The organism is Candidatus Villigracilis sp., assembly GCF_057083605.1.
In genome coordinates, this window is record NZ_JBXMTI010000063.1 from 24,538 (window position 1) to 51,246 (window position 26,709).

A 26,709-nucleotide genomic window follows, 5' to 3' on the forward strand; every position below is an offset into this window, starting at 1 on the left:
GTTAAATTCTGCGATACTATGTAAGAAATTGGAAAATAAAAATTTGTTATGAAACCTATTGTTGCTTTAGTAGGCCGACCAAACGTCGGTAAATCCACGCTATTTAATCGTCTTGCAGGCGAGCGTTTAGCCATTGTGGATGAAACCCCCGGCACCACGCGTGACCGTTTATTTGGTGAGGCGGAATGGAATGGGCGCAAGTTCAATATTGTTGATACAGGCGGAATTGACCCGACACACGGCGGCAAGACACCACTCTCCACTGGTTCAGTTGATTTCATTGAAGACATCCGCAGGCAGGCTCAAGTTGCCATTCAGGAAGCAGATGCAGTTTTATTTGTCAACGATGGCGAGACGGGGGTTACAGAACCTGATCGCGAGGTTGCAGAGATCCTGCGCCGTTCACAAAAGAAACTAGCGGATGGAACATTTTGGCCGCCCATATTCCTGGTCGTGAACAAATGTGACTCAAGAGAAAGGCGCGAGCAAGCCTCTGAATTCTATGAGCTTGGCTTAGGCGAATCTTACGCGATTTCTGCCATTCACGGAACCAGCACAGGTGACATTCTTGATGCACTTGTGGCCTCCTTCCCCGAACAAAAAGAAGAAGTGGAAGATGACAGCATCAAAATTGCAATTGTCGGCAAGCCAAATGCAGGGAAATCAAGTTTATTGAATAAGCTGGTGGGCGAAGAGCGTGTGATCGTCAGCCCGATTGCAGGAACCACCCGCGACTCGATTGATACAAAAATCGAGTATGAGGAGCTTGAGATCACTTTGATCGATACGGCTGGCATCCGTCGGCGCGGAAAGATCGAGCATGGCGTCGAGCAATACAGCGTCCTACGTTCATTCAAATCCATTGAGCGTGCAGATGTCGCCCTGCTGATGATCGATGCGACCACAGGCATCACTGCTCAGGATGCACACATCGCTGGCTTTATCCTCGATGAATGGAAATCCTGTGTTGTACTGGTCAATAAGTGGGATGCGCTGGAAAAAGACAACACCACCATGGAAACATTCACGGCGAAGATTCGGCTTGACCTGAACTTCATGGATTATGTGCCGATCCTGTACATCTCTGCCAAAACAGGTCAACGTGTGGACCAGGTATTGCCGATGGCATTACGCGTACAGGAAGAACGGCTTGCGCGCCTGACCACATCCACAATCAACGCGATCATTCACAAAGCACAAGATGCGCATCCACACCCGACTCATGCGGGGCGTGCGCTCAAAATGTTCTACGGCACACAAGTCCGCAGTGACCCGCCGACTTTTATGATTTATGTCAACGAACCGTCGTTGATGCACTTCTCGTATTTGCGCTACCTTGAAAACCAGATCCGCGCTGAATATTCCTTTTTAGGGACGCCGATTAGAATTGTTACAAAGGGACGCAGGGAATAAAACTACACGATGAACAATCGAAGACACCTTATCATTGGCGATATTCTCGCCATTGCAATCATTACCATCATCGGATTCGCTACTCACGGCGAAACAGACACATCCTATCTTCCGCGCATGGGGACTACGTTCTTCCCAGTGTTGATCGCATGGCTTCTGATCGCGCCCTGGTTCGGATTATTTGATGAAACGGTTATAGCGAAATTCCAAAATCTTTGGCGCGTTGCGCTTGCACTCTCGTTTGCAGCGCCGCTCGCGGTGGTATTACGCGCCGTTTTGTTAAACGCTGCTGTGCTGCCTCTTTTTGTTTTGATCCTCGGCGGCAGCAATGCGCTGGGAATGATGATTTGGAGATGGATTTATATTTTCCTCGTAAGGCAAAAACCAGCCCTTGACAAATAGATATTTATCTATATAATGACGTATAGAAAGTTATCTATATGAATACATCCGTTCCCCTCGCCTGCAACATGGGTGTCTTTACACCTACACAGCGTGACGCACACCTTCAGGTTATTGATCAATTATTTCAAAAGGTGGAGAACGTTCAGCAAATGGAAAATGGCTATGAGTTCACCTTGCCCAACCAATCAGATATTATTATCAGAATGGGCGAATTCATTGCCAATGAAAGGCTGTGCTGCCCATTTTTGGAATTCACGCTGAAGGTCACACCAAATAATGAGCCCATCTCTTTGCTCCTCACGGGCCCCGAAGGTATTCATGAATTCATGCATGCCGAATTCAGCGAGGCATTTTCCACATGATTAAATTTAACCCCGTCCTGTTTGCCAAAGCCATCTCTGACGAAACCCGTCAGAAGATCATGAATATCTGTTGCTGCTGCTCACTTTCGGTCAACGAAATTGTTGAGAAGCTTGATGTTTCTCAACCCACTGTTTCGCATCACCTCGCCATTTTGCGCGAGGCCGATCTTGTCACCGTGCGCGAAGAAGGCAAGCAAACTTTCTATACTCTCAACCAAGAACGTGTTGCTTATTGCTGCGGCCAGCTTATGGTCAAATTTGCGCCAGAATCTGTAGCAACCGAAAACCTGTTGAAAACCATCAAGGCCTGATCGGGATATGCCTTCGGCCGGGACATATCCCGTTTTTTTGGCAAGTTTCATAGACAAACTTCTATATGAAAGGAGTAACCCATGAACGAATTAACTGTCGTCAACAACGATGAATGCTGTGAAGGTGAATGCTGCGGCGGCAACTGCGGTCCTGGTTGTTGCTAAGTTTGTACGATCTCTGTTCATCGTAGGATGAGCAGAGAGAAATTAATCGGAAAATTTTTTGCTCAAATACATAGACAATCATCTATATTATCCTCTTTGCGAGAAGCGGCACGCCGTAGCATTCTTCGAAATAATAATGAGATTGCTTCGCCGAAAAACGGCTCGCAATGACGGAAACAAAAGGAGACTCAAATGACTCAATCCCCCACCCCCATCCATGAAACTGTCCGCGAGCATTATGCGGAGCGGATCAAGAGCAGCGCTTCCTGTTGCGGTGCCTCAGACTGCTGCAGTTCCGAAAGCAGTCTCTACCCTGCTGATTTGCTAACTGCCATCCCATCTGACGTAGCCAGCACCAGCTACGGCTGCGGTGACCCGATCACCCTCGCCTCGCTGACACCGGGCCAAACCGTTCTTGATCTTGGCTCAGGCGCAGGACTCGATTGTTTATTGGCCTCGCAGAAAGTCGGTTCAGAAGGCAGCGTGATCGGCGTGGATATGACTCCCGAGATGATCGAACGCGCGCAAGCCAACGCGAAGCGAGTCAACGCAACGAATGTCGAATTCAGGCAAGGCTATCTCGAAGACCTCCCCGTTGACAGCAACACAGTGGATGTAATTATCTCCAACTGCGTTATCAACCTCTCGCCTGACAAGGAAAAAGTTTTCAATGAAGCCTTCCGCGTGCTCGCTCCTGGAGGCAAATTGGCAGTCTCTGATATTGTCACTGATGGCCCGCTGCCTGAACAAGTCAAGAAAAGCTTGAGTGCGTGGGCTGGCTGTGTTGCTGGCGCTGTCGAAGCGGAAGATTATATCGGCATGATGGAGTCGGTCGGATTCAAAGATATATCCATCAAGCCAATATTCTTCGACAAGCAAACTGTGGATAGCGCGTTGAATGAAATGAAACTGGATGTGAAAGAATATCCACGGGAAGCTGTTTACAAAGCGGTGTATAGTGCGAAGATCACGGCTTATAAGCCTGCGTAAATTTCCAATTCTGAAGTTAGTAGCTTATCTATCAGCAAGCTGATAGACTCCAGAGTTTTTTAAACGGGATGGCGTTTGCCATTCCGTTCTGATTTAACAACCTTGTGATTTCCATCAGCTTGACAGTGCAATCTTTCAGGGGTAAAAACAAACCGACCAGTCGGTTTTATTCCCCTCACCCTACCTCTACCCTGCGGGCATGATATCCCAAAAGGAGAAGAGAAAGTTTGAAAATGCAGCAACGCAGTGAAGAGACTCGCTCAAAGATTCTTGAGTCGGCCATCAAATTATTTTCAGCGCGCGGGTTCAACGCCGCGAGCGTGGATGATATTTGCAAGGACGCAGGCATCAGCAAAGGTGCGTTCTATCATCACTTCGAAAGCAAACAAGCACTTTTCCTTGCCTTGCTTGATGGCTGGCTGCAAATCATAGACAGCGCCATCGAAGCTTCAAAAGATAAGACCGTGCCTGAAACTTTCACGCGAATGACCGAGGCTTTCCCTTATATCTTTGAGACAGCAGGTGAAGGTCTACCCATGTTTCTTGAGTTCTGGCTTCAGGCCAGCCGTGATGAAAAAATATGGCAGGCCAGTATTGCTCCCTATCGCCGCTATCACAAGCATTTCGCACTGCTCATCAGAAAAGGTGTGGACGAAGGTTCGTTCGTGGAGGTGAACCCTGAACTAGCCTCACGTATGATCATTTCCACAGCAATGGGACTGTTATTGCAAAGCCTGCTTGACCCTAAAGGTGCAAAATGGGAAAAGGTGGCGCGTGATAGCACAACAATGCTGGTCAATAGTTTATTGAAAAAATAAATCATATACCGCCATTACGAGCGAAGCCATCTCCGACTCAGCATGAGATTGCTTCGGGCACTCGCCGTTTGAGGCTCGGCCCTCGCAATGACGAAAAGGAAAAACTATGTGGTTGGTAACTGGCGCAACCGGGCATGTTGGAAATGTCCTTGTGCGAAAACTTTTGGAACGTGGTGAAAAGGTTCGGGCGTTGATACTGCCTGGCGAAAGCCGCGAGTCAATTCACGGATTAAATGTTGAAGCGTTCGATGGTGATGTGCTCAACATAGACTCGGTGTCCAAATCCATGCAAGGTATTCGAGGAATCTTCCATCTGGCAGGCATTATTTCGATTATGCCAGGGCCAAATCCATTTGTGAGAAAAGTCAACGTGGAAGGCACAAAGAATATTTTGTATGCGGCGAAAGAAATGAAGATCAGGAAGTTGATTTACACATCATCCATTCATGCGATCCAACGCGTGGAGGAGGGCGTGGTCGATGAGAATTTGCCATATGACATGGACAACCCCTATGGCGCATATGATCGCTCGAAGGCGGAGGCAACGCTGGAAGTTTTGAAAGCGGCTCATTCTGGACTTGATGCTGTGGTGACCTGCCCCACTGGCGTGATTGGCCCTCATGATTTTCGCGGATCCATGATGGGCGCAGTGATACATGATGCGGCAGCGGCGAAACCAACCTTGTATGTGGACGGTGCATATGACTTCGTAGATGTGCGCGATGTGGCAGATGGATTGATCTCAGCCGCAGAAAGTGGCAAACGAGGCGAGAGCTATATATTATCGGGGCAAAAGATCTCGGTGCGTTATTTGCTCGAAACAGTAAGAGAAATTACTGGAAAGCATTTCTTCCAAATGAAAATCCCATTTAACCTTGCAAAGTTCGCGGCACTATTCACACCCATGTATTATCGCTTTGCGAATGAGACTCCGCGTTTCACACCCTATTCATTGGAAGTGTTGCAGAGTAATTCAAATATCAGTCACGCGAAGGCGACCAGAGAATTGGGCTATTTGCCACGGTCATTGTATGAGTCGATCGAGGATACAGTGAAGTGGTTTTTGGATAAGAAGAAATAAACCAAAGAGGAGTAAACATGAAAATCGTAACAGATTGTGCGGCGGATATGTCGAATGAAGAACTTGAAAAACTGGGAATTGCTCAAGCCCCATTATTCATCCAATTCCCCGAGGGTGAGATAAGCTCTACTGATATTTCAGCGGATGATTTCTATAACCGCCTTGAGGCAATGAGGCCGCAGATCCCAACCACGGCACAACCTTCGGGCGGGATCTTTGCGGAGTTGTATCGCAAACTGACCGAGACCGAAAAGAATATTTTCTCCATACACATTTCATCGGGCTTAAGTGGGACGATCAACGCGGCACGCGATGGCGGAGAATTAGTCAAGGACGAGGCGAATGTCAGCTATTGGGACACGCTCACCCTCTCAGGTGGGGAACGCTTTCAGGTGATGGCAGCGGCACTGGCTAGCAAGGCAGGCTGGGCGATGAACGCCATTCAGGAAAGGTTGACCAAAATCCGCGAGAAGACCGAAGTGATCTATACACTTGATACATTGGAATATCTCGCGCGTGGAGGGCGCATTGGACGTGTCAAAGCCATCGCTGGCGCATTGCTCAACCTCAAGCCCGTTATTCGCGTTGATTCGGATGGAAAATACAGCACGGTGGCAACTGGCCGCACATTGGGCAAATCCATGACGGCGATTGCCGATCATCTGGTTGAGAAATATGGGAATACCCCGTTGTGGGTCACAGTGTTACATGGCCGTTTCGCAGAAAAAGCGGATGCCATCTCGAAAGAGTTTCTGTCCAAGCTCAATGTGGCAAAAATGGAAATACAACGTATCTCTCCTGTTTTAGGTGTGCATACCGGCCCGGGTATTGTCGGTGCGGCGGTTGTGCCCATGGAGTTGATGAGTGATTTGGTGGGGTAGGAATTGAAGTAAAAAGAGAAAAGTAATAAGTAGCGAGAAAAACGGACTTGCCATATTGACAAGTCCGTTTGTGTTTTATGCAGAAAAACTTCTGGCTTTTTCTATTCGTTCGCCTAACGGTGGATGGGAATAGAACATGAAGACTACCCACTTTTCGGGGTCGATTTCGCCTAAATTTTGATTTGCCAATCTGGTAAAGGCAGATGCAAAGGCTTCACCTTTCTTTGTTGAAGATAATGCGTAATCATCCGCCATGTTTTCGCGCCAGCGAGAGACGGCATTATCCAGCGGCATGGTAATGAGTCCATAGGCGCCGAGGATGAGCATGAGCGCAGGGAATGCAGCGATGTCTGCGATTGAGGTGAAGGAGAAAAACTTCACAGCGGAGTCTAACGCCAGCGATGCAATGAACAAGCTGAGGGTAATACTGAGCGTGCCGAAGATAATCAAAACGGGAATATCTTTGTGGACGTGATGTCCCAATTCATGAGCCAGAACTGTTTCGATCTCATCCACAGTGAATTCGTTGATGAGTGTGTCGCCAAGAATAATGCGGCGTGTATTGCCTAACCCTGTCAGCGCGGCGTTGGCAGCTTTGGTGCGTTTAGACATGTCGAATTTGAAAACGCCTTTAACTTTTGTGTGGGCGCGTTTTGCAAGGTTTAATAAGCGTTCTTCGAGCTCTTTATGTTCATCACCAAGCGGCACGTATTTATTGAACAAAGGCATGATCAGTACGGGCGCAAGATTTGATAACAAGACGTTGAAGAGCAACATGCCGCCAGCCACCCACAACCACCACGAAGCGCCAGTGAGTCGCAATGCGAGATACATCAGCTCGAGCATGAGGAGGCCAAGCGGCGCGCCAATGGCGAGACCTTTGAGTTGATCCACAACCCAATCTTTGAGCGATTGGTTAGATTGACCAAATCGATGCGGGAGGATGAATCCGCTGTAATAGCCGAGGGGGAGGTTGATGAGGGCATACACCCCGCCAAAAATGGCAATATAAAACGCGACCAGAAACCAGTCAGAGCCAGTGGTCAGTGACCAGTTGACAGTAATCAGTGTGGTGAGGGTTTCGCGGAGGGAAGTGCTCCATCCGAAGAAAAGCCACGCGAACATGTAAACTGTGCCGAAGATTGTATCCGCCAGCCAAAGGCGACGGCGGATGCGGGAATATTGTTTTGCTTGTTTTTGCTTTTCAGGGTCGAGGGTGGTTTCCATGAGCAAAATTATAGCACCCGCAAGCAACTATAATGGTGGCTATGGCAACATCAAATCCCAAAACCCGGCCGACAGGCATGACAGGCTTCACCATCGTGTGGGCAGGACAATTGATTTCCGTTCTCGCCTCCAGCATGACTCAATTTGCACTCACCGTTTGGGCTTATCAGGAAACAGGCAGCGCCACCTCGCTTGGCATTATCAGCACAGCTTTCATCGTGCCGTTTCTTCTCCTTTCTCCGATCGCTGGCGTGATGGTGGATCGTCATAACCGCAAACTGATGATGATGGTGAGCGATCTGACTGCGGTACTTGCGACGGTTGGCATACTTGCCTTACACGCAACGGGAAATTTGCAGATCTGGCATTTATATATCGCTGCGGTCATCAATGGACTCGGCAACACATTTCAATGGCCCGCCTATTCCGCCGCCATAAGTACGATGGTGCCAAAAGAGAATTACAGCCGCGCCAACGGAATGATGTCACTGGTTGAAAGCGGACCTGCAGTGCTGGCACCGTTGCTGGCGGGCATCCTGCTCCCAATTCTCACCTTGACCGGCATTCTTGTGATTGACGTGGTCACTTTTTTTCTCGCAATCTTTGCACTGACTCTGGTGCATATTCCACAACCTGAAAAGACGGTTGAAGGTCAGGCCGAAAGTGGCGGCATTCTCAAGGAAGCCTCCTTTGGTTTCAAATACATCTTTGCCCGTCGCGGACTCCTCGGCCTGCTGATCTTCTTTATCACTTTGAATTTCATCATCGGGCTATCCAGCTCTTTGTTATCCCCATTCATTCTCGAACGCACGAATCAAAGCAGTGAGATCCTCGGCATCGTCACATCTGCGTATGCAATTGGTGCGGTTATTGGTGGTCTACTAATTAGTCTGTGGAGCGGCTTCAAAAAACGCATGAACAGCATTTTCATCAGCAAAGTACTCACGGGCCTTTTCCTGTTAGTCATTTTTGGTTTGGGCCGCAGTCTGCCAATCTGGGTCATGGGCGTGGTCATTGGCGGCATCTTGGGTGTTTTCACCAATAGTGCCAGTCAAGCGATCTGGCAGGCAAAAGTCGCGACCAATGTGCAGGGCCGTGTCTTTTCCGCGCGCCGCATGATCGCATGGTCTACGGGGCCGATCACTCCCATCCTCGCTGGCCTGCTTGCAGACTACGTCACCGAGCCTGCGATGCAGACAAACACATGGCTTGCAGATGCTTTCGGCTGGATGGTCGGCAACACGCCAGGCTCAGGCATGGCGTTGCAATTTGTACTGACAGGCATCGCTTATATGGCCGTAGCTATTTTCACTTATCTTTTTGTACATCACGTCCGCAACCTTGAAGCGGAATTGCCCGACCATGATCAAATGCAAAAGTTGAATGACGAAGAGCGCATCCCCTCACCCTGACAATTTCTTCGGCCTAAACAGCCTTGGCTCGCTCTGCGATCAAATGCGCAATGATCTACTCCGATGGCATCACCTGACCATAGGATTCAACGCGGCCGGAAACGCCTTTTTGGATATGGGCTACGGGGATGACATGGCGATATAATTGAATTGTGAATTTCTGAACAAGAGATAAAGGGAGAATACCATGAACCTCATCAACCTACGCCCCTACCGAACCTCCGAAGACTATTGGCGGATGCGAGAGTTTCTGCGCGAAGTCCTGCAACTAAATGAACTCCACCAACACAGTTGGCATGTTGCCCGCCTCGACTACTGGTGGTGGTTTGCCAATCCCGATCTTGAAAATTTCGACCCCAAACAGGCCCTGTTTTTCTGGGAAACCAAAGAGGGAGAAATCGCTGCCGTCTTAAATCCCGAAGGCAGGGGACAAGCCTACATGCAAATCCACCCGAAGTTTCGCACTGGCGAACTCGAAGAGGAAATGATCGTCACGGCTGAGAAATATTTGAAGCACCCCAACAAGGAGAGTAGGCAAGAGCTCCAGGTCTTCGCAGATTCAAAAGATACTTTGAGGCATGAAATTCTGCTAAAGCGCGGCTTCAAAAAGGTGGAGCGACCTGAAACAAGCGAAATAATTCACATCCTTTCATTGGATGGCGACCTTCCACAAATCAAGCCAACAGATGGCTATACCATCCGCTCGCTCGGTCATGGACTGGAACTGCTCGAACGTTGTTATGCGTCAGGGCTTAGCTTTCACAAAGATGATATCCACACCGCCCGCGAAAACCGTGATGACCCATCCTGGTATCACCACATCCAAAGCGCGCCCCTCTACCGCCGCGACCTCGACATCGTTGCCATTGCCAGCGACGGCTCCATCGCATCTTTCTGCACGATCTGGTTCGACGATGTGACCCGCACTGCTTACTTTGAGCCAGTGGCAACAGTGCCCGCCCACCAGAAGCGCGGGCTTGGCAAAGCCGTCATCATTGAAGGCCTGCACCGCATCAAAAAGATGGGCGCAAAAGTAGCTACTGTCGGCGGCTACTCGGAAGCAGCCAACAAGTTGTATTTCTCAACATTTGGGAAAGAATATGACGTGCTCCAGCCTTGGGAAAAATTGGATTAAGAAGGTCTCCATGGCCTGATAGGAGTTTGAAGAGTTTGAACTACCCGTCCATCTCTCCCGCCAGGAGCGCAATCACTTCTTCTGATTTCATAACATCACCATAAGATTTAAGCGCGGCGAGAAACGCCTTGTGGACATGATCTGCGGGGACGACAGTGTCACCATATTTCAAATCGCGCGTGGCGCAGGCATCTTCGGCGATGATGACTTTGAAACCGAAATCGGCGGCGGCGCGGGCGGTGGCGTCCACGCACATGTGGGTCATCATGCCTGTAATGACGACTCGCTTGATGCCCCACTCCTTCAGCATCTCAAGCAGATTCGTCTCGCGGAACGAATTGGGATAATGTTTGTAGACAATTGGTTCGCCTTCAAAATGCGCAACAGAGTCGTGAATGTCTGATCCAACAGTACCTTTTACAAAAAAGGGCGCATCGGGTTTAAGTGCAATATGTTGAATATGGATATGATGCCCGCTGTGTTCGCGGAAGCATTGGAGGATCATGTACGCTTTCTTCCCAGCTTCCAGCGGATTGACTAATTCCATTTTGCCGCCGGGGAAATAGTCTTTTTGAATGTCTATGATAAGTAATGCTGTTTTCATTCGTACTCCTTAAACGGCTGGTCTCGATACGGCCTCGAAAATCACTCGGCCTACTCGACCACCAGATTATTCTGGATATTTTTCAACAACTCTTCGGCCTGGCGTTTCAAATGCAACTTATCAGTCACTGTTGTTACTTTTTGAAAATCGGTTGTTGCTTTTTCGGTTTCGTTTAACTTCAAATGGGATTTGCCACGTCCCAGGTACAAACGCGGCTCACGCGGATTTATTTCGAGGGCACGGGTGTAATTGCTAACAGCCAGGTCATGCTCGTTGTTGACGCGGCAGGCGTCCGCGTAGCCTTGAAGCGCAAATACGTCTCGTGGGTTTTTTGAGAGGACACGTGTATAGAAATCCTGTGCCCAATCAAAGTTGTTTTCATAAAGCATGAGGTTGATATCCGCCATCACCAGAGCATCAACTGGCGAAAGTTGAACTGCCTGATCCTGATCTTTATGCGCGGCGTCAAGATTCCCAAGCCGAAAATGCGCGAGCGAACGAACCAGATAAAAAAGCGGCATCCGCGCATGCAATGAGATGGCTTTGTTTAACTCATCGAGCGCAGGTTGAAACTCCTTGCGATCCAGCAGGATCGAAGCCCGGTCAAAATATGGGACCGCCCAATGCGGGTTGACATTTTGCGCGCGGGAGTATAAGTCCAATGCGGCATCATAATTCTTTTCCAATGAATATACCTCACCGCGCAACTGCATGGCAAAAGCATGGTTCAGGTCGATCTTCAACGCACGTTCGATATCCGCCACTGCCCGTTCCTTTTGACCCATCAACAGATAACAGCTTGCGCGGGCAAGATAATGATTGATAAGCTGGGTGGGTTGCTTTTCAATATCGTGAGTGTAATGCTGGGCGGCGCGTTCATAATCACCCTGCAAAAGATAATAGCCGCCGCGCCTGAAAAGATAATTCGCGCCGAGGTTGACCCAACGCAGCAAAGAACGATTAAGTGTGCTGATCGCAAGCGCAATGATGACGCAGAATACAAGCAGGATGTAATCGCGGGTGACGACTCCAAGGACGATCAGCAAAAACAGAAATGGGATACTGACAACCAGTGTGATCCAATCTGCATTGGCCCTGCCAAAAAACATATCCATGATCGAATGCAGGATGTTGCCCCCATCCAGGGGATACACGGGCAGCAAATTGAATACGATCAGAATGATGTTGACAATTGCCAGAGAAAAAAATAAGTTGGTGAACGTCTGCACCCACAGAAACAGGTCAGCGTTTTGAGAAAGGGGCAGGGAAAACACCGAAAGCAAAATATAAAATGCAACGCATACAAAAGCCAAAACCATATTTACAAGCGGACCCGCCGCCGCGATAAAGAGGTTGTACGATGGCTTTTCGGGTCTATATGCAAAATTAGTGAAACCGCCCAAGATCCAAATGAAAACACTCTTCACTTCCACACCTACAACCTGTGCGGCAAATGTATGCCCCAGCTCATGCAGGAAAATAAAAAGCAAAAATCCGCCCACCCATAACAGCGCCTCAACTGCTCCTCGGAGATCGACTGGATTAAAAAGATAATATGCAATCGGGATGCTGAACAGCAGGGAAAAATGAAAGCGGATATCCACACCACGCAAGCGACCAAGCGACCAAGACCAGCTTAAGATTTTTATCATTGACTTTCACGCCTCAAAGCGGACCTTGAGCCTACTCCTCCAATTTGACATTTACTTACGCCCGAAGTCGGCTGGGTTTTCACCCCACAGATCGGTATCCCATTTCATGATCTTATCCTCGGGTAATTCATTTTCAGCAAGCCAGTTCTCGGCACTGTGGATAATGGCAAATAAGACAGAGTTCCTGGATGTACGGTTCAACCTGGTCTTGCATTGACCTGTATTCACCCACAGAATGGCGTTCTCTGAATCTGAATAGATCGGAACGTGCAGGTTATGTTTTGTCTGCCATGTGAGCGCATGGACGATTGCCAGAAACTCTCCCACATTATTCGTCCCATCTGGATAAGGCCCCACGCGGAAGATCTCTTCACCCGTTTCGGTATTTACACCGCGATATTCCAGTTTACCGGGTGAGCCGCTGCAAGCCGCATCCACACAAACGGAGGGAAGCAGAGGCTGGATGCTGGCTATTTTCCACTTTCCGCTGGTGGAGACTTTACCTTTGTAATCATCGTAGTTTGCGAGATAGGCGGCGTCCGCTTCGGCTTCGCTTTCAAAAGCCTTGAACTGCGCACCAACAAAGCCTTTCACCTGTTTTTCACACTCAACCCAGGTGGTAAAGATACCTGTTTTTCGGCCTTTCCACACCACATAGTATTTCTTCTTTGGCATGTGTCAATTTTACATCAATTCATATCCACACTATCTCATGGACTTTCCAATTGAAATAATTTTTGTCTTGACATGAATGTAATACCCCCACTATGGGTGCAGCCTATCTTTGAACCGCGAAGAACGCGAAGACCGCAAAGATTTGGTGCACTTCTCCGCGTCTATAGTGGTGTGCTTGATAGAAAAAGACTCCAAAGTCTGGAGACTTTGGAGTCTAATACTGATATTATTCTTGCTCTTCCCAACCCTGTTCTTCGACTGACATAAAAATATCTGTGGCAGAGATCAAGCCGATCAACGTGCCGTTTTCATCTGCTATCGGCAGGTGATGGAATTTATGCTCTTGCATCAACTGCGAACATTCCATCAAGGTCCAATCGGCGCGGCCAGTAATGATCGGGCCAGACATGATCTCGCGCACCGTGGTCTCGGCAGGGTTGCGCCCTGCAGCGACGATCTTGTCGCGAATATCGGTGGTGGTGACAATTCCGTAAGATGGATTCTTCTGACCAATATTCACAACAATGCTGTGAATTCGACGACGACGCATGAGCGTCATGGCATATGAGACGCTTGAGTCTGGGTCAACGACAACAACAGGGGTGGACATCCAATCGCGGACATGGTGTGGCATGGGGTTCTCTCCTCTAAAATCTAATGTCATTGCGAGGGCGTTCTTTGCCCGACATCGTACCCGAATGGGTAAGCAATCTCTTACACAACCAGAGATTGCTTCGTCGGGATTAAACCCTCCTCGCAATGACATAATCTTACTTCACCAATAATTTTACAGCATCCATCGCGAGCCAGGAACCATCGGCGGCACTGATATCCTGGATCTCCAAATAGATGGTCGTGCCTGCGGGTATGCCTTCGAGTGTGAAGGTCTCATTGAAAGTACCTGGCGCACCGAGATCGGGGGCAGTGACAGCCACAGGCCCAGCGGCATATTGATTGCCAGCTTCATCATAAATAAAATACGTCAGGTTATTTTCAAAGGGCGCGATGCTTACACTTCCGGTTACCTGCACGCTGCCGCTGGCATCTGTCTCATTTGCAGGTGACGTGATCTCGATCTCACGCTTTGCGCCAGTTGGTGTGTTGGTCGTGTAATTGACAATTCGTAGTTGATTGTTTACGAGCGCATATCGGCGCGTGGTGGGAAGTGTAGGGCAGCATCCGCCATCGTCAAGGCCATGGATGATTGCATCGAGAAATACTTCTCCATTCTCAACTGACATGCTGTTGATTATCGGACGGTCATCAATAAAGGTTGAAGTCAAAAATACAGGCAAGCCGTTTATGTTGGAATAAATTGCGAGCAGGCCAAAATTGCCAGTGCCGCCATAGTTCTCCAGAAAGATCGCGGCAACTTCGTTCACGCCATCATTCGTTAAATCTCCAACCGCGACGAATTGAGTCAATGCGATATAGGCAAAGTCCAGCGTGGTCGCATTGGTGCCTTGCTGATATTTTCCATCAGTCAATTGCACAACCGCGTGATCGTCGCGCGCACCGAGTTGGTATTGCGCATTCTTAAGCTGTTCTGCTGTCAGTTGTGGTTTAGTTGGGGTTTCCGTCAGCACTGCAACGGTAACTTGAACAGGAGCAGTTATCGGCGTCGGTGAAGCGGGCGAAGCCAATTCACAGGCAAGCGTTGTAAGAGTCAGTATCAATAAAAGTTTTAAGGAATGATTGGAAACCAAGTCAAACCTCCATCAGTTGTTTTATAAAGCGTGCGATGATTATCCGTTGGGTCGGTTGTGACCACCCATCCAGTGGATGAATTTGCGAAGCTCATGAAAGTGAGAGTATCACCAAAAGCGATGTCGGGTGGGATGATGTTAAATGTATTCGCCGCATCTTTCGTAACGTAGAACTGGTCGCTGGAATAAAAAATCATCTCCTGCGCTGACGGGATTTCCAGCGGGCCAGTGCCCGGTAAATTCACAGGCGCAAGCGACCATGTGTTGCCGCCATCATTCGTCGAATAAATGATGGTTTGCATTTCAGCCGCCAACATTCTAATTACGAGATAACCCTGGGTCGGTGATACGAATTGAATTTTCTCAACACCAAGGTCGGCATTCTGCGCTTCTTCGGTGAGAGTCAAATTGATGTTAAACCAGGTCTTGCCAGAATCATCAGTGCGGAACAGATAGACTGTACCGGTCGAATAAACGACGCCACCGATCCAGGCTGTTTGCATATCGAGCGGTGCGATCATTCCTTTTATGCCGCCAAGCGGGAGCGTATCGCCTGCGCCTTCGAGATTCGGGTCATTGGTATAGGTTCGATTCCAAGTGTTGCCGCCATCGTTCGTTTGAAAAACGGATATGGCCATCGAACCAGCACCCGCGCCAAGGTCGGCCATAATCCATCCGTTATTTGCATCCACGAATTCCAAGTCACCGCCGCCGAAGGGTGTTGTAGATGATAACCACGTGATGCCGCCATCTGATGTGCGGTATAACGTGCCGCCATTTTGGAAATTATTGGGGTCAGCAATCTGTATCCACGCATGAGATACATCCAGAAATTCAGTGTCTATGCTGTAACCTGTTTCGGTTAATCCCGCAGGTGTGACGTTGTACCATGTCACACCGCCATCGTTGGTACAAACGATCTGTGCCTCTGTCACACCCCAACCATAAACTTCATCCAACATTTCAATGAAGATGATGGAGGGAGAATCGATTAAAGGAGCATTGATCTCCGCAGGCAAGGGTGTGTTTTCAGGGGCAAGCGCAGATTGAGGGCTAGCTTGCGTTTCGGCTAAATTTGATTCAGCGTTGGGTAATTCAGCAGGCTGAGCCACGGGTGCGTTGCAGGCAGTTAGCAAAGCAAGAAGAAGGCTTGCCCTGAGAAACATCGAAGCGATAAAAGAGATGTTTTTGTTCATTCAATCTCCATATTACGTTTAAAAGCTTAAAGCTGCCAAGTTAAGAGGTTAAGAACTTTTCAGCTTTCTAACCAATGAATTCGATGATCGTCGCTTCGCCCTGACCGACACCCACGCAAAGAGTTGCCACGCCGTATTTCACGTTGCCGCGGTTTTTCATTTCATGCACCAGAGTCGCCATCAAACGCGCACCTGAACAGCCTAGCGGATGCCCGATGGCGATTGCGCCGCCGTTGACGTTTATGAGTTCAGGGTCAATACCTAAGTCTTCGATCACAGCCAATGATTGCACAGCAAAGGCCTCATTCAATTCCATCAAGCCAATATCCTTTATTTTCAAACCTGCACGTTCCAATGCTTTCTTTGTGGCAGGGATAGGGCCATATCCCATCACACGCGGAGGCACACCAGCCGAAGCGGATGTGACAATTCGAGCGAGCGGCTTGAGATTCAACGCATTGGCTTTTTCTGCGCTCATCACTAAAAGCGCCGCCGCTCCATCATTTAATCCAGACGAATTTCCAGCAGTAACAGTTCCGCCTTCCTTTGCAAATGCGGGTTTTAGTTTTGCAAGCGATTCCAAGCTTGTATCTCGGCGCGGACGTTCATCGGTATCTACGATTTTGGGTTCACCTTTTTTCCCCGCAGGGGGAATAGATACGGGCACGATCTCCTGCTTGAAGCGTCCCAAATCAATTGCATCAATCGCACGTTGATGCGAACGCACTGAAAACGCATCTTGTTTTTCGCGCGTAATATGCGGGCGTTCCTTCGCGATATTTTCGGCAGTCTCACCCATTGAGTCAGTGCCATACATTTCCTTCATTTTAGAGTTTGGATATCGCCATCCGAGGGCAGTATCATAAGCCGTTAAATTTCCAAATGAAAACCCCGCATCCGCTTTTGGAAGTGAGTAGGGCGCACGGCTCATAGATTCGACTCCGCCTGCGATATACACATCCCCTTCGCCCGCTTTGATGGCACGCGCCGCCATGTTGATGGCATTCAGCCCTGAAGCGCAGAGTCGATTCACAGTGACGCCCCCCACTTCCACGGGCAGACCAGCTAACAGCGCGGCCATGCGCGCCACGTCACGGTTGTCTTCGCCAGCCTGGTTTGTACATCCAAGAAATACTTCTTCGATCAATGCAGGGTCAAATTGATTTCGTTCAAGGATTGCTTTAATCACATGCGCCGCCATGTCATCAGCACGGACTGATGAAAGTATCCCACCCAGGGCTCCAATCGGTGTACGGATTGCATCTACAATTACAACTTCGGTCATCGAATCTCCTTTGAATGTCAGTCTAACTTAATTTGATAATTCCCGACCAGATCAAAAGCGCGGTAATGATCGCCACTGCCTGAACAACGATCCAAAACCAATATTGAAATGGTTTTTCGACACGGGCTATGGCTCTTCTACGCTTTACAGGGATAGCGCCTGTATACAATTCGTAAATTATGACTCCAAATAGAATAACCGCCACGAATAATTCCATACCAGCCTCCGTTTTAGTCGAATTATACCTTTTTGAAGTGATGATGTTTGTATACCCTGCCGTATGACGCTTGGCACTACTCGCTATCATCGGAAACCGACATAATCAGGGTAAAGACGTATTGCACCAAATAATGTCAAACTTCTCGAATAAAGGAATGAGGAGCGCCAATGGCCGCTAAAGGTTGGATCGAAGTCAGTGATACTTATTGCAAAGGCTGTGCGTTATGTATAAGCGCCTGTCCACAGAGTGTGATGAAGCTTGACATGTCACACCTGACACCGAAAGGCTACCACCCCGCGCACACGTTCAAGGACGGCTGCACGGGGTGTGCTATTTGTGCACTGGTTTGCCCGGACGCTGCGATCACTGTCTATCGTGAAATCACAAAAACCGCCGCCGCACCTGTTGCAGCGTAAATTGTAAGGGCACAGCGAGACGATCATTCGTCATAGTCATTGAACAATCCGCTGTCCCCCTACGGAGAAGTGAAACCACAAGAACTGCTGCCGCAGCGGTTGCGGCATAAATTGTAGGGAGCACAGCGAGACGATCATTCGTCAAAATCATTAAACATTTCGCTGTGCCCCTACGGGAGATTTAAACTAAATGCCAAAAGAATTATGGAAAGGCAACGAAGCCATTGCCGAAGCCGCCGTTCGCGCGGGGTTGGAAGCATATTTCGGCTACCCAATCACCCCGCAAACGGAAGTGCTTGAATATCTCTCGCGCCGCATGCCCGAACTCGGGCGCGCCTTTGTTCAAGCGGAGTCGGAACTTGGGGCGATCAACATGGTATATGGTGCGGCTTGCACAGGTGTGCGTGTGATGTCATCTTCTTCATCGCCAGGGGTGAGTTTGATGATGGAAGGTATATCCTACATCGCAGGGACAGAAATCCCTGCGGTGCTGGTCAACGTGATGCGCGGCGGCCCCGGCCTCGGCAATATTGCACCTGCGCAAGGCGATTACAACCAGGCCGTCCACGGTGGCGGACATGGCGATTATCCGCGCATTGTGCTGGCGCCTGCTTCTGTTCAAGAGGCAATCGACCTCACGGTTTTAGCCTTTGACCTCGCGGAAAAATATCGTATGGTCACCATGCTTATCCTCGATGGCTCTGTCGGACAAATGATGGAACCTGCTGAAATGCCAGAGATGAAACCCGTGCAACGCAAGGATTTTGATTGGGCGACCAATGCAAAAATGGGAAATCGCGAACGCAGAATTCTCACATCCATTTATCTTAATCCGCTGGATGAGGAACAAACCAACTTCCGTTTGCTCAAGCGTTGGAAGGAAGTGCAAGCCAACGAAGTCCGTTATAAAGAATACTTCCTCGAAGATGCCGAGATTGTTGTGGTTGGTTTTGGCACGGCGGGACGAGTTGCGCTTTCGGCTGTCCGCGAGGCGCGTGAACAGGGTATCAAGGTTGGGCTCTTAAGACCGATCACTGTCAGCCCGTTTCCGTTTGAAGTGTTGAATCAACTCGCAGGTCGGGTGCGAGCGTTTTTAGTCACAGAGATGAACACCGGGCAAATGCTGGAGGATGTCCGCCTGGCAGTTCGTGGGCAAGTCCCCGTTGAATTTTATGGCAGGATTGGCGGAGTGGTTCCATTCCCGGACGAGATCCTGAACGAGATCAAGCGCCTCAATTCTGGGCCGATAACTGCTGAGGCCAACCCAAGAGATGCCTGGCTGACGAGAATGACCGCACCTCACCCTGGCCCTCTCCTAGTAGGAGAGGGAAAATAAGAGGAATGATGACAACACCTTCGATAAATAATCTTGTTTACGATAGACCCGATGCTTTTACAGAAACGCCTACGCATTATTGCCCGGGTTGTACACATGGCGTGGCGCATCGTTTGGTTGCGGAAGTGCTTGAGGAAATGAATATCATCGACAAAACCATCGGCGTTGCGCCGGTGGGATGTGCGGTGTTTGCTTACAATTATTTTGATACAGATTTTGTAGAAGCCCCACACGGACGCGCACCCGCGATGGCGACAGGAATCAAACGTGTGCTGCCTGACCGCATCGTATTCACTTATCAAGGTGATGGTGACCTGGCTTCAATTGGCATGGGAGAAATCGTGCACGCCGCCGCTCGTGGTGAAAACCTGACCGTGATCTTCATCAACAACGCCAACTACGGTATGACAGGCGGGCAGATGGCTCCGACCACCCTGCCCGGCATGAAGACAACCTCCTCCCCGAATGGCCGTGATGTGGAGACACAAGGCTATCCGATCAAAGTTTCAGAAATGCTCTCCACTTTGGAGGGAGTTGGTTATTGCGTGCGGCGCTCACTACATGACCCCAAGAATATCCGCCTAGCCAAGAAGGCGATCCGCATGGCGTTTGAAACACAGGTGCGCGGACTTGGCTTCTCGATGGTTGAATTGCTTTCCACCTGCCCCACCAATTGGGGCATGACACCAGTGAACTCATTGAAGTTCGTTGAAGAGCATATGGTGCCCGCATATCCGTTGGGTGATTACAAGATCAGTGAAGCGATCAAACAAGTAAAAGTGTAATGTCATTGCGAGGGCGTTCTTTGCCCGAAGCAATCCCCTACTCAATTGGAGATTGCTTCGTCGGGAAGAGCACCCTCCTCGCAATGACATGGAGAATACTATGCAAAAAGAAATCATCATCTCAGGTTTTGGCGGACAGGGCGTTTTGTTTGGCGGGCAGGTGCTGGCTTATGCGGCAATGGATACCGGCAAAGATGTGACGTGGATCCCATCCTATGGGCCTGAAATGCGTGGCGGTACAGCAAACTGTACAGTGGTCATCGCTGACCATGAGATTGGTTCACCATTGGTGAAAAATCCGCCGTTGGTAATTGCGCTGAATTTACCCTCGTTTGATAAATACGAAGAAGTGCTTGCCCCTGGCGGCACCTTGATCGTGAACAAATCCATGGTGGATCGTGCCGCGCAAAGAAATGACATCAACGTCATCATGATTCCCTGTAACGAGATCGCCGAGGAAATTGGTGACAAGAAATTGATGAACATGGTGGCCGTCGGCGCACTGCTCACTGCCTTGCCCGAAGTTTCACTGAAGGATGTGGAGAAGGCGCTGGAAGGTCATTTACCAGCGAGGCACAAACACTTACTGCCAAAGAATTATGAGGCACTAAAACGTGGATTTGAACACGCACAAAAGGAACGGGACAAAATACCTGTGTAGGAGTGGAAAGCAGAAGGTCATAAAATACAACCCCATTTCTTATGAGCTGGGGTTGTATTTTGATGTAAATAAGGCAATATGTAGTAATATTAAAAAAAAATTCTTCTATTAAATAGGGTGTGTAAAAAATGAAACTATTGTCGGAAGCACAACTCAGCAAATTGAACAATCTGTCTTACGGGGACCCTCATGAGGCATTGAGAATTCTTTCGCAGTATGAAAAAGATTATGCAGCTGATGAAAATCTCCAGGAAAATCTTGGAGGATTCCTTATAGATATAGGATCAGCCTTACGAGATATTTCTGTAATTCAACGTGGGGTAGATAATATTGAGCAAAAACGCAAAAAGAACGGCGGTGATCTAAGTCATATTAAATGGTACAACTTAGGAAATGGTTATTACGCACTTGAGGCAGCAAAACGTGGGACTGGTCATATATATAATCCTGCAAACACCACGATGGTTCAAGCCAAACAATGTTATCGTGAGGCATTACTGAGTTCAAGTTACATGAATAATTCATGGAAAGCTGAATTGAATGTGAATTATGCAAATACTCTCGCAGAATTAGGCCGCTCGGTTGAAGCTATAACACAATACAATATTGCACTGCAGTTTAATTCTAAACACCCAATGGCATTGGGCAATTTAGGCATAGAACTAGAAAAATTTGCCTACATTTCTTCGGACACAAGGCTACTTGAAGATGCGTTGAAGTCGCTCAATCAGGCGTTGACTCGTAAACATCTTGAAAATGCTGGCTATGGCCATGTACGTTCTGAGTTCACAAAATCCAAAGAGAAAATCAATAACCAACTGAAGAAAATCAAAAAGCCACTTCGCATAAAACATAAAGTTCCCCAAATTAGAACGAAACACCATAAAGTTTTCACTGATTTCTGCATTGAACATGGTTTGTTTTTGAATTTCTGTCTTAAGGGCCGTGATTGTAGTCACCCTTACGAGGATAATATAAAATTCAGCATTACCACTCCCATTAATAATAACGAGGTCTTTCATCGATTGGCTAGGACAATCAATGAAGTGAAAGAGCAATACGCTATTGCCCGTTTGTTAGCATTTGAAGCTATTCACTCTCCTTATCGAACTAATTTCTACGATAAACTAACCCCATATAGCGACCTTTTAGATTATTCAATTTACGGTATGCGCCCAGCTAAATTAAAGCTGGCTTTCGAATCTGCCTATAACATATTAGACAAGATTGCGTTCTTTATTAACAGTTATCTAAACCTAGGCTTATCTGAGCAGGCTATTAGTTTTTTCAACATCTGGAAAAAACAACCAAAAGACTTTTCACTACGTCAAGAAATAACCCAGCGTGACAACATTCATCTTTATGGGTTATACGACATTGCACGTGATTTATCTAAAGACGGCTATTTACGTCATCTAAAGGATATACGGGATACATTAACTCATAAATATCTAGTTCCTCACACCTTCAAAGATGGTGAATGGCATATAACATCTGACAACAAACAATACCACTTGGGTTATAAAGAATTTCTAGATCACACTATCGTTCTAATGCAAATTATACGTGCATCCGTAATATATTTAGTGGCTTTTATTGAACAAGAAGAGAGAAAAAGAATGATCAACAACAGGCATCCACCTTTTGATTCAGCAGTATGGAATCACAAGCCAACAGATCTTGGACCTGATGAATCATTGATTTAGATAGTTATGAGAATTTCTATGTTCTATCTTAAAATGAGATATGCAAGAAATTTCACTTACTCTCATAGAACTTAGGATCGTAATTAGTGAGTTGACTCTGCTTGCAAGGTTGACAAGCAAATGGAGGTCTGCAATCCGCCTTACTTACTTTGAGTTTGCGTTTTGTTCCTGATCTGAATTAAAACTTGCAAACCTCCCTCAGGTAAGTTCCTCGCCTCAATCGTGCCGCCTTGTGCTTCGACAAGTTGCTTTGCAATCGCGAGACCCAAGCCCGTGCCGCCTGAAGTGCGTGTGCGGGATTTTTCTTTGCGCCAGAAGCGGTCAAAAAGAAATGGCAATTCATCCTCCGCCACACCGGGGCCATTGTCATTAACGAAGATTTTTACTTCATCGTGAGTCTCTTCGAGCGTGAGCCACACCTTGCTACCATCGGGAATATAGCGCAGGGAATTACCGATCAAATTTCCAACAACCTGTTCCATGCGCTGCGGGTCAAGCTCTGCGTTGTAATTACCGCTCCCATCTTCAAGGACAAGTGAAATATTTTTTTCCTGTGCCTCGGCGGAGAACATGTCAATTGTATGCTGTGCGAGTTTGGCAAGGTCAACAGATTTTTTCTCAAAGTGAAGTTGACGCGCCTCGGCAAGAGTCAACAGGCGCAGGTCATCCACGAGGCGTTCGAGCAGATAGGTTTGTTCGAGGGCGAGGGATACCTGGCCTCCATCCGCTGTGTAGATTCCATCCACGATGCCTTCTAGGCGGCCACGGATGACCGAGAGTGGAGTCCGCAGCTCGTGGGCGACATCCGCCAGCAAGTCACGGCGTTCGTGGTCATTGCGCTCAAGAGAGGAGGCCATTTCGTTGAAACTTTCCGAGAGGCTTCGCAAATCCTGTGGGCCCTCGCTTGAAATACGCGTGTTAAACTTTCCATCTGCAACGGCACGCGCCGCATAGACCACGTCGGCAAGCGGGTTCACAAAGCGACGAACCAGCAATATAGAAACAACCACAAGGAACATAGCCAGGATAAAGGAAATAACACCAATAGGGAGAAGGATCGCGCGCGCAAACTCCAGGCGGGTTCTCCACGAAAGCGAAGTAATAATGAGCATGCCAACAGTTTCACCCTGCACGATCAATGGGAGGCTGATGTCTTTGGGCTGAATCTCATAGCTGGAACCAACTGCCAAAAGAGGATCAGGCCTACGGTCCAGTATGACGCGCTGGTCTTTATCAAGCAAAATCGTATGCAAGGATTTTAAGTTGCTGTTCGTTTCAAAAGCGGCTTCCACCCCATCCCAATTTCCATGGCCGATGTAATATCCTTGAAGTGCCCCTGAAAACGGCGCGGGAGAAGCGGAGGACGGCGATGTAAGAAAATAACTAAGAATGGCAAGAAAGAAAAATAATGACAGGAACAAAACGATCACAAAAGCTCTCGCCAATAAAAGCAATAAACGGGTGCGGATTTCGCGGACGGATGACTTCATGTTAACCCTCAAATTTATAGCCCACGCCATGCACAGTGACGATCAATTCGGCTGGCTCAAGCTTTCGGCGCAAGTTGCGGATGTGTGAATCGATGGCGCGTTCCAAGCTTTCAAATGTAACACCATGCGTGGCAGTCAATAGTTGGGCACGCGAGAAGATGCGGCCTGGCTGACTCATCAATGTGGCAAGCAGTTCAAATTCAGTGGAGGTCAGGGAAATGGTTTTATCAGGAAGGCGGGCTTCGTAGTGCGCGCGATCCAACTCCACATCACCAACACGGATAATGTCACTATCTGCTATGTTGGTGACACGACGTAAAACAACGCGGATACGCGCCACCAACTCACGCGGACTAAACGGCTTGGTAATGTAATCATCCGCGCCAAGTTCAAGGCCAATGAGTTTGTCTGTTTCTTCAACGCGAGCAGTGAGCATGATGATCGGCACATTGCTTTCATGGCGAATGGTACGGCAGACATCGAGCCCGTCCATTTCAGGCATCATCAGGTCCAGCACGATCAGGTCTGGCTTTTCACGACGCGCAAGAGATAACCCCTGCGCACCATTACTGGCAGTGACGGTTTCATAGCCTGCCGCCTTGAGATAATCGCGGCAGATTTCCACGATCTGGGGTTCATCATCTACGATGAGGATTTTCTTGGGCATGGGAATATTATAAGTTACAAGACCTGACATGTCTCCGCGAGGAGCTGATCGATGACAACTTATGCCTACTCAATCGTTCTGGGAAACAATACCATGGATGAGACATGTCAGGTCTGCGAGTTTTTACTCATACCGCAATGCAACCATTGGATGCAAAATGGCTGCACGGTAGGCGGGATATAATCCGAAGAATACACCAATGGCAAGAGCAAAAGTGAATGCCATGAAGATCGAGTCGGCTGTGATGACCGATGGAATTAATCCAGATACAGAGAATACACTTGCGATCCCAACACCTAATAAAATCCCGACGACTCCGCCCAGCAGGCTGAGCGTCATGGTCTCAATCAGGAATTGAGTGAGGATCTGATTCTTGGTTGCGCCAACTGCTTTTCGCAAACCGATCTCCTTTGTCCGCTCAGTCACCGAGACCAGCATGATGTTCATAATGCCAATTCCACCAACGAGCAAGGATATTCCAGCAATGGCTCCGAGAAAAATGGTTAATGTGTCAGTCACCGAACTCAAGGTGTCCAAGGTGTCAGATTGACTCAGGACGTTGAAATCCAATTGGTCGGTTGTTTTCAATTCATGTGAACGGCGGACCATAAATTCAATTTGCGCCGCAACTGTATCCATGGCTTCGGTGGATGTCACAGAAACAAGTATGCTATTGACTGTCTTTTTTCCATCGCGGTTGGCAGTCTCACCAAACAACTTGTTATAGCCCGTTTCAATGGGAATAAAGACTGCATCGTCGGGTGATGCAATGGATGAACCTTTTTCTTCCAGCACGCCAACCACCTCGAATTTAATTCCATTGATGGAAATCGTCTTTCCAACGGGGGAAAGACTCCCGAACAAATCTTCCGCGACCTGTTCACCTAAAACAACCACCAGGGATTGCGATTTGTTATCGCCATCGGTGATAAATCTTCCATCAGCCATGGTAAACGAACGTACATCGTCATGGCCTTCCATGACTCCTGAAACATTGGCGTTGAAGCTTTCATCCCCAAATTTTATGAGATAAGAGGATTGATACACAGCCACTATGGCTGAAATGTTTTGGGTCAGACCGCGTTCAAGCAATTGATAATCGGAATAATAAAGGTAGCTCGCCTGCTGAGATTGGCCTGCCCCAGGAAAACCAGATTGTGATCGCCCAGGCGAAACGGTCAACAAATTAGAGCCACCGCTTTGTATCTGGTCTGTAATACTTGCCGTGGCACCTTTGCCAATTGCCAATAATGCAACCACTGTCGCCACACCAATGACAATCCCCAATATCGTAAGAATAGACCGCATTTTATTGGCGCGCAAGGCACGTAAAGCAATCTTGAAATTTTCTGAAAATAACATTTGAAACTCCTCTTGCAATCTTATTGGCAGGGACACAGCGCCGCTGTGTCCTTACTCTTCCACTCGCGGCGTGCCCGCCTTGATTAGATTCTTATTCACTTCATCCGACACAATATGTCCATCAGAGAGTTTAATAATTCTATTTGTATGCCGCGCAACATAAGAATCATGGGTAACGATGATCACGGTCTGACCGTTCTCCCGGTGCAGTCCCTGAAACAAGTCCATGATCTCAACACCCGTTTTGCTATCGAGTGCACCCGTCGGCTCATCCGCGAGCAGGATGGCTGGCTGATTCACCAGCGCGCGCGCAATTGCCACACGTTGTTGCTCTCCGCCTGAGAGCTCATTGGGCGCATGGTGTGTGCGATCTGATAAACCTACGCGATCCAATGCTTTCATTGCCCGGTCCTGTCTTTCCTTGCCCGATGCACCCGCATAGGTCAACGGCAGCATCACATTTTCCAATGCACTCGTGCGCGCCAGCAGGTTGAACTGCTGGAATACAAAACCGATCTTTTGTCCGCGAATTTCTGCAAGCTTCGCCTCGTCCATGTTCTCAACTGCAACGTCATCCAGCATATACGATCCGCTGCTCGGCACATCCAGGCAGCCAATGATCGACATCAACGTGCTCTTCCCCGAACCCGATGGCCCCATGATCGCAACCATCTCCCCTTTATTAATAGTGAAGCTTGCGCCATCCAGGGCGCGCACTTCACTATCACCCATTTGATATACCTTTGTC

The 26,709-nt window shown here is 48.4% G+C and carries 28 protein-coding genes; 15 read left to right on the forward strand and 13 right to left on the reverse strand.

Annotated elements, in window-relative coordinates; genetic code table 11:
* Nucleotides 1-48 precede the first annotated feature (48 nt).
* The 8 genes from der (at nucleotide 49) to AC14M5_RS10005 (ending at nucleotide 6,426) form a co-directional block, all read left to right on the forward strand.
* The gene (der, locus tag AC14M5_RS09970) at nucleotides 49-1,413 is read left to right on the forward strand and encodes a ribosome biogenesis GTPase Der (RefSeq protein ID WP_484029511.1); all 1,365 of its coding nucleotides are present in this window, start codon (nucleotides 49-51) and stop codon (nucleotides 1,411-1,413) included.
* Between the two features lie 9 nt (nucleotides 1,414-1,422).
* A complete protein-coding gene (locus AC14M5_RS09975) occupies nucleotides 1,423-1,815 on the forward strand; it encodes a DUF3054 domain-containing protein (RefSeq protein WP_484029512.1) in 393 nt (130 codons plus the stop codon).
* A gap of 38 nt (nucleotides 1,816-1,853) precedes the next feature.
* Complete coding sequence (locus AC14M5_RS09980; RefSeq protein ID WP_484029513.1) at nucleotides 1,854-2,180, forward strand: hypothetical protein; 327 nt, start codon at nucleotides 1,854-1,856, stop codon at nucleotides 2,178-2,180.
* Nucleotides 2,177-2,491 carry an ArsR/SmtB family transcription factor gene (locus tag AC14M5_RS09985; RefSeq protein ID WP_484029514.1) on the forward strand — a complete coding sequence of 105 codons (315 nt, stop codon included), beginning with the start codon at nucleotides 2,177-2,179 and terminating at the stop codon, nucleotides 2,489-2,491. The genes AC14M5_RS09980 and AC14M5_RS09985 overlap by 4 nt, the downstream gene beginning before the upstream one ends.
* Before the next feature lie 357 nt (nucleotides 2,492-2,848).
* Nucleotides 2,849-3,646, forward strand: coding sequence for an arsenite methyltransferase (gene arsM / locus AC14M5_RS09990; protein WP_484029515.1), 798 nt, complete (start codon nucleotides 2,849-2,851; stop codon nucleotides 3,644-3,646).
* A 233-nt stretch (nucleotides 3,647-3,879) separates the two neighbouring features.
* Nucleotides 3,880-4,464, forward strand: a complete 585-nt coding sequence (locus tag AC14M5_RS09995) for a TetR/AcrR family transcriptional regulator (protein ID WP_484029563.1) — start codon at nucleotides 3,880-3,882, stop codon at nucleotides 4,462-4,464.
* Between the two features lie 106 nt (nucleotides 4,465-4,570).
* Entirely contained in the window at nucleotides 4,571-5,545 is a 975-nt protein-coding gene (locus tag AC14M5_RS10000; RefSeq protein ID WP_484029516.1) for an NAD-dependent epimerase/dehydratase family protein, read from the forward strand.
* Nucleotides 5,546-5,562: 17 nt separating this feature from the next.
* Nucleotides 5,563-6,426: a DegV family protein gene (locus AC14M5_RS10005; protein ID WP_484029517.1), complete on the forward strand. Its 864-nt coding sequence runs from the start codon at nucleotides 5,563-5,565 to the stop codon at nucleotides 6,424-6,426.
* Between the two features lie 75 nt (nucleotides 6,427-6,501).
* On the opposite strand, the gene AC14M5_RS10010 is transcribed toward AC14M5_RS10005, so the two are convergent.
* On the reverse strand, nucleotides 6,502-7,653 hold the full coding sequence (locus AC14M5_RS10010) for a M48 family metallopeptidase (RefSeq protein ID WP_484029518.1): 1,152 nt from the start codon (nucleotides 7,651-7,653) through the stop codon (nucleotides 6,502-6,504).
* A gap of 41 nt (nucleotides 7,654-7,694) precedes the next feature.
* Between AC14M5_RS10010 and AC14M5_RS10015 the strand changes: the two genes are divergently transcribed.
* Complete coding sequence (locus tag AC14M5_RS10015; RefSeq protein ID WP_484029519.1) at nucleotides 7,695-9,065, forward strand: MFS transporter; 1,371 nt, start codon at nucleotides 7,695-7,697, stop codon at nucleotides 9,063-9,065.
* A 187-nt stretch (nucleotides 9,066-9,252) separates the two neighbouring features.
* On the forward strand, nucleotides 9,253-10,200 hold the full coding sequence (locus AC14M5_RS10020; RefSeq protein ID WP_484029520.1) for a GNAT family N-acetyltransferase: 948 nt from the start codon (nucleotides 9,253-9,255) through the stop codon (nucleotides 10,198-10,200).
* A 40-nt stretch (nucleotides 10,201-10,240) separates the two neighbouring features.
* Here AC14M5_RS10020 and AC14M5_RS10025 read toward each other — a convergent pair whose 3' ends face one another.
* From AC14M5_RS10025 to AC14M5_RS10060, 8 genes are all read right to left on the reverse strand, one after another.
* The gene (locus tag AC14M5_RS10025) at nucleotides 10,241-10,804 is read right to left on the reverse strand and encodes a cysteine hydrolase family protein (RefSeq protein WP_484029521.1); all 564 of its coding nucleotides are present in this window, start codon (nucleotides 10,802-10,804) and stop codon (nucleotides 10,241-10,243) included.
* A 50-nt stretch (nucleotides 10,805-10,854) separates the two neighbouring features.
* On the reverse strand, nucleotides 10,855-12,456 hold the full coding sequence (locus AC14M5_RS10030; protein ID WP_484029522.1) for a site-2 protease family protein: 1,602 nt from the start codon (nucleotides 12,454-12,456) through the stop codon (nucleotides 10,855-10,857).
* A 51-nt stretch (nucleotides 12,457-12,507) separates the two neighbouring features.
* Entirely contained in the window at nucleotides 12,508-13,131 is a 624-nt protein-coding gene (locus tag AC14M5_RS10035; RefSeq protein WP_484029523.1) for a ribonuclease H1 domain-containing protein, read from the reverse strand.
* Between the two features lie 226 nt (nucleotides 13,132-13,357).
* Nucleotides 13,358-13,765, reverse strand: coding sequence for a CBS domain-containing protein (locus tag AC14M5_RS10040; RefSeq protein WP_484029524.1), 408 nt, complete (start codon nucleotides 13,763-13,765; stop codon nucleotides 13,358-13,360).
* A 136-nt stretch (nucleotides 13,766-13,901) separates the two neighbouring features.
* Nucleotides 13,902-14,837, reverse strand: a complete 936-nt coding sequence (locus AC14M5_RS10045; RefSeq protein ID WP_484029525.1) for a Gmad2 immunoglobulin-like domain-containing protein — start codon at nucleotides 14,835-14,837, stop codon at nucleotides 13,902-13,904.
* A complete protein-coding gene (locus AC14M5_RS10050; RefSeq protein WP_484029526.1) occupies nucleotides 14,816-16,033 on the reverse strand; it encodes a WD40/YVTN/BNR-like repeat-containing protein in 1,218 nt (405 codons plus the stop codon). The genes AC14M5_RS10045 and AC14M5_RS10050 overlap by 22 nt, the downstream gene beginning before the upstream one ends.
* A 67-nt stretch (nucleotides 16,034-16,100) precedes the next feature.
* Nucleotides 16,101-17,318, reverse strand: coding sequence for a thiolase family protein (locus AC14M5_RS10055; RefSeq protein ID WP_484029527.1), 1,218 nt, complete (start codon nucleotides 17,316-17,318; stop codon nucleotides 16,101-16,103).
* A gap of 22 nt (nucleotides 17,319-17,340) precedes the next feature.
* The gene (locus AC14M5_RS10060; RefSeq protein WP_484029528.1) at nucleotides 17,341-17,535 is read right to left on the reverse strand and encodes a hypothetical protein; all 195 of its coding nucleotides are present in this window, start codon (nucleotides 17,533-17,535) and stop codon (nucleotides 17,341-17,343) included.
* Between the two features lie 170 nt (nucleotides 17,536-17,705).
* Between AC14M5_RS10060 and AC14M5_RS10065 the strand changes: the two genes are divergently transcribed.
* The 5 genes from AC14M5_RS10065 to AC14M5_RS10085 all read left to right on the forward strand — a co-directional run bounded on the left by AC14M5_RS10065 (nucleotide 17,706) and on the right by AC14M5_RS10085 (nucleotide 22,442).
* The gene (locus AC14M5_RS10065; protein WP_484029529.1) at nucleotides 17,706-17,954 is read left to right on the forward strand and encodes a 4Fe-4S dicluster domain-containing protein; all 249 of its coding nucleotides are present in this window, start codon (nucleotides 17,706-17,708) and stop codon (nucleotides 17,952-17,954) included.
* 190 nt (nucleotides 17,955-18,144) lie between these two features.
* Nucleotides 18,145-19,290: a 3-methyl-2-oxobutanoate dehydrogenase subunit VorB gene (gene vorB, locus AC14M5_RS10070; protein WP_484029530.1), complete on the forward strand. Its 1,146-nt coding sequence runs from the start codon at nucleotides 18,145-18,147 to the stop codon at nucleotides 19,288-19,290.
* 5 nt (nucleotides 19,291-19,295) lie between these two features.
* Complete coding sequence (locus AC14M5_RS10075; protein ID WP_484029531.1) at nucleotides 19,296-20,075, forward strand: thiamine pyrophosphate-dependent enzyme; 780 nt, start codon at nucleotides 19,296-19,298, stop codon at nucleotides 20,073-20,075.
* A gap of 100 nt (nucleotides 20,076-20,175) precedes the next feature.
* Nucleotides 20,176-20,736, forward strand: coding sequence for a 2-oxoacid:acceptor oxidoreductase family protein (locus tag AC14M5_RS10080; RefSeq protein WP_484029532.1), 561 nt, complete (start codon nucleotides 20,176-20,178; stop codon nucleotides 20,734-20,736).
* Nucleotides 20,737-20,864: 128 nt separating this feature from the next.
* A complete protein-coding gene (locus AC14M5_RS10085; RefSeq protein WP_484029533.1) occupies nucleotides 20,865-22,442 on the forward strand; it encodes an LA2681 family HEPN domain-containing protein in 1,578 nt (525 codons plus the stop codon).
* A gap of 140 nt (nucleotides 22,443-22,582) precedes the next feature.
* Here AC14M5_RS10085 and AC14M5_RS10090 read toward each other — a convergent pair whose 3' ends face one another.
* From AC14M5_RS10090 to AC14M5_RS10105, 4 genes are all read right to left on the reverse strand, one after another.
* Nucleotides 22,583-23,932 (reverse strand): sensor histidine kinase, encoded by a 1,350-nt coding sequence (locus AC14M5_RS10090; RefSeq protein WP_484029534.1) that lies wholly within the window; start codon nucleotides 23,930-23,932, stop codon nucleotides 22,583-22,585.
* Nucleotide 23,933: 1 nt separating this feature from the next.
* Nucleotides 23,934-24,599 (reverse strand): response regulator transcription factor, encoded by a 666-nt coding sequence (locus AC14M5_RS10095; protein WP_484029535.1) that lies wholly within the window; start codon nucleotides 24,597-24,599, stop codon nucleotides 23,934-23,936.
* A gap of 123 nt (nucleotides 24,600-24,722) precedes the next feature.
* Complete coding sequence (locus AC14M5_RS10100; RefSeq protein WP_484029536.1) at nucleotides 24,723-25,961, reverse strand: ABC transporter permease; 1,239 nt, start codon at nucleotides 25,959-25,961, stop codon at nucleotides 24,723-24,725.
* Between the two features lie 51 nt (nucleotides 25,962-26,012).
* Nucleotides 26,013-26,693 carry an ABC transporter ATP-binding protein gene (locus AC14M5_RS10105; protein ID WP_484029537.1) on the reverse strand — a complete coding sequence of 227 codons (681 nt, stop codon included), beginning with the start codon at nucleotides 26,691-26,693 and terminating at the stop codon, nucleotides 26,013-26,015.
* Between the last annotated feature and the right edge of the window lie 16 nt (nucleotides 26,694-26,709).

Bases quoted from the DNA above. Each gene is read 5' to 3' on its own strand.
- AC14M5_RS10010 (WP_484029518.1), bottom strand. From the start codon at position 7,653: ATGGAAACCACCCTCGACCCTGAAAAGCAAAAACAAGCAAAACAATAT.
- der (WP_484029511.1), top strand. From the start codon at position 49: ATGAAACCTATTGTTGCTTTAGTAGGCCGACCAAACGTCGGTAAATCC.
- AC14M5_RS10050 (WP_484029526.1), bottom strand. From the start codon at position 16,033: ATGAACAAAAACATCTCTTTTATCGCTTCGATGTTTCTCAGGGCAAGC.
- AC14M5_RS10055 (WP_484029527.1), bottom strand. From the start codon at position 17,318: ATGACCGAAGTTGTAATTGTAGATGCAATCCGTACACCGATTGGAGCC.
- AC14M5_RS10090 (WP_484029534.1), bottom strand. From the start codon at position 23,932: ATGAAGTCATCCGTCCGCGAAATCCGCACCCGTTTATTGCTTTTATTG.
- AC14M5_RS09975 (WP_484029512.1), top strand. From the start codon at position 1,423: ATGAACAATCGAAGACACCTTATCATTGGCGATATTCTCGCCATTGCA.
- AC14M5_RS10040 (WP_484029524.1), bottom strand. From the start codon at position 13,765: ATGCCACACCATGTCCGCGATTGGATGTCCACCCCTGTTGTTGTCGTT.
- AC14M5_RS10080 (WP_484029532.1), top strand. From the start codon at position 20,176: ATGCAAAAAGAAATCATCATCTCAGGTTTTGGCGGACAGGGCGTTTTG.
- AC14M5_RS09995 (WP_484029563.1), top strand. From the start codon at position 3,880: ATGCAGCAACGCAGTGAAGAGACTCGCTCAAAGATTCTTGAGTCGGCC.
- AC14M5_RS10025 (WP_484029521.1), bottom strand. From the start codon at position 10,804: ATGAAAACAGCATTACTTATCATAGACATTCAAAAAGACTATTTCCCC.
- AC14M5_RS10015 (WP_484029519.1), top strand. From the start codon at position 7,695: ATGGCAACATCAAATCCCAAAACCCGGCCGACAGGCATGACAGGCTTC.
- AC14M5_RS10030 (WP_484029522.1), bottom strand. From the start codon at position 12,456: ATGATAAAAATCTTAAGCTGGTCTTGGTCGCTTGGTCGCTTGCGTGGT.
- AC14M5_RS10060 (WP_484029528.1), bottom strand. From the start codon at position 17,535: ATGGAATTATTCGTGGCGGTTATTCTATTTGGAGTCATAATTTACGAA.
- AC14M5_RS10085 (WP_484029533.1), top strand. From the start codon at position 20,865: ATGAAACTATTGTCGGAAGCACAACTCAGCAAATTGAACAATCTGTCT.
- arsM (WP_484029515.1), top strand. From the start codon at position 2,849: ATGACTCAATCCCCCACCCCCATCCATGAAACTGTCCGCGAGCATTAT.
- AC14M5_RS09980 (WP_484029513.1), top strand. From the start codon at position 1,854: ATGAATACATCCGTTCCCCTCGCCTGCAACATGGGTGTCTTTACACCT.
- AC14M5_RS10095 (WP_484029535.1), bottom strand. From the start codon at position 24,599: ATGCCCAAGAAAATCCTCATCGTAGATGATGAACCCCAGATCGTGGAA.
- AC14M5_RS09985 (WP_484029514.1), top strand. From the start codon at position 2,177: ATGATTAAATTTAACCCCGTCCTGTTTGCCAAAGCCATCTCTGACGAA.
- AC14M5_RS10100 (WP_484029536.1), bottom strand. From the start codon at position 25,961: ATGTTATTTTCAGAAAATTTCAAGATTGCTTTACGTGCCTTGCGCGCC.
- AC14M5_RS10075 (WP_484029531.1), top strand. From the start codon at position 19,296: ATGATGACAACACCTTCGATAAATAATCTTGTTTACGATAGACCCGAT.
- AC14M5_RS10020 (WP_484029520.1), top strand. From the start codon at position 9,253: ATGAACCTCATCAACCTACGCCCCTACCGAACCTCCGAAGACTATTGG.
- vorB (WP_484029530.1), top strand. From the start codon at position 18,145: ATGCCAAAAGAATTATGGAAAGGCAACGAAGCCATTGCCGAAGCCGCC.
- AC14M5_RS10105 (WP_484029537.1), bottom strand. From the start codon at position 26,693: ATGGGTGATAGTGAAGTGCGCGCCCTGGATGGCGCAAGCTTCACTATT.
- AC14M5_RS10000 (WP_484029516.1), top strand. From the start codon at position 4,571: ATGTGGTTGGTAACTGGCGCAACCGGGCATGTTGGAAATGTCCTTGTG.
- AC14M5_RS10035 (WP_484029523.1), bottom strand. From the start codon at position 13,131: ATGCCAAAGAAGAAATACTATGTGGTGTGGAAAGGCCGAAAAACAGGT.
- AC14M5_RS10005 (WP_484029517.1), top strand. From the start codon at position 5,563: ATGAAAATCGTAACAGATTGTGCGGCGGATATGTCGAATGAAGAACTT.
- AC14M5_RS10065 (WP_484029529.1), top strand. From the start codon at position 17,706: ATGGCCGCTAAAGGTTGGATCGAAGTCAGTGATACTTATTGCAAAGGC.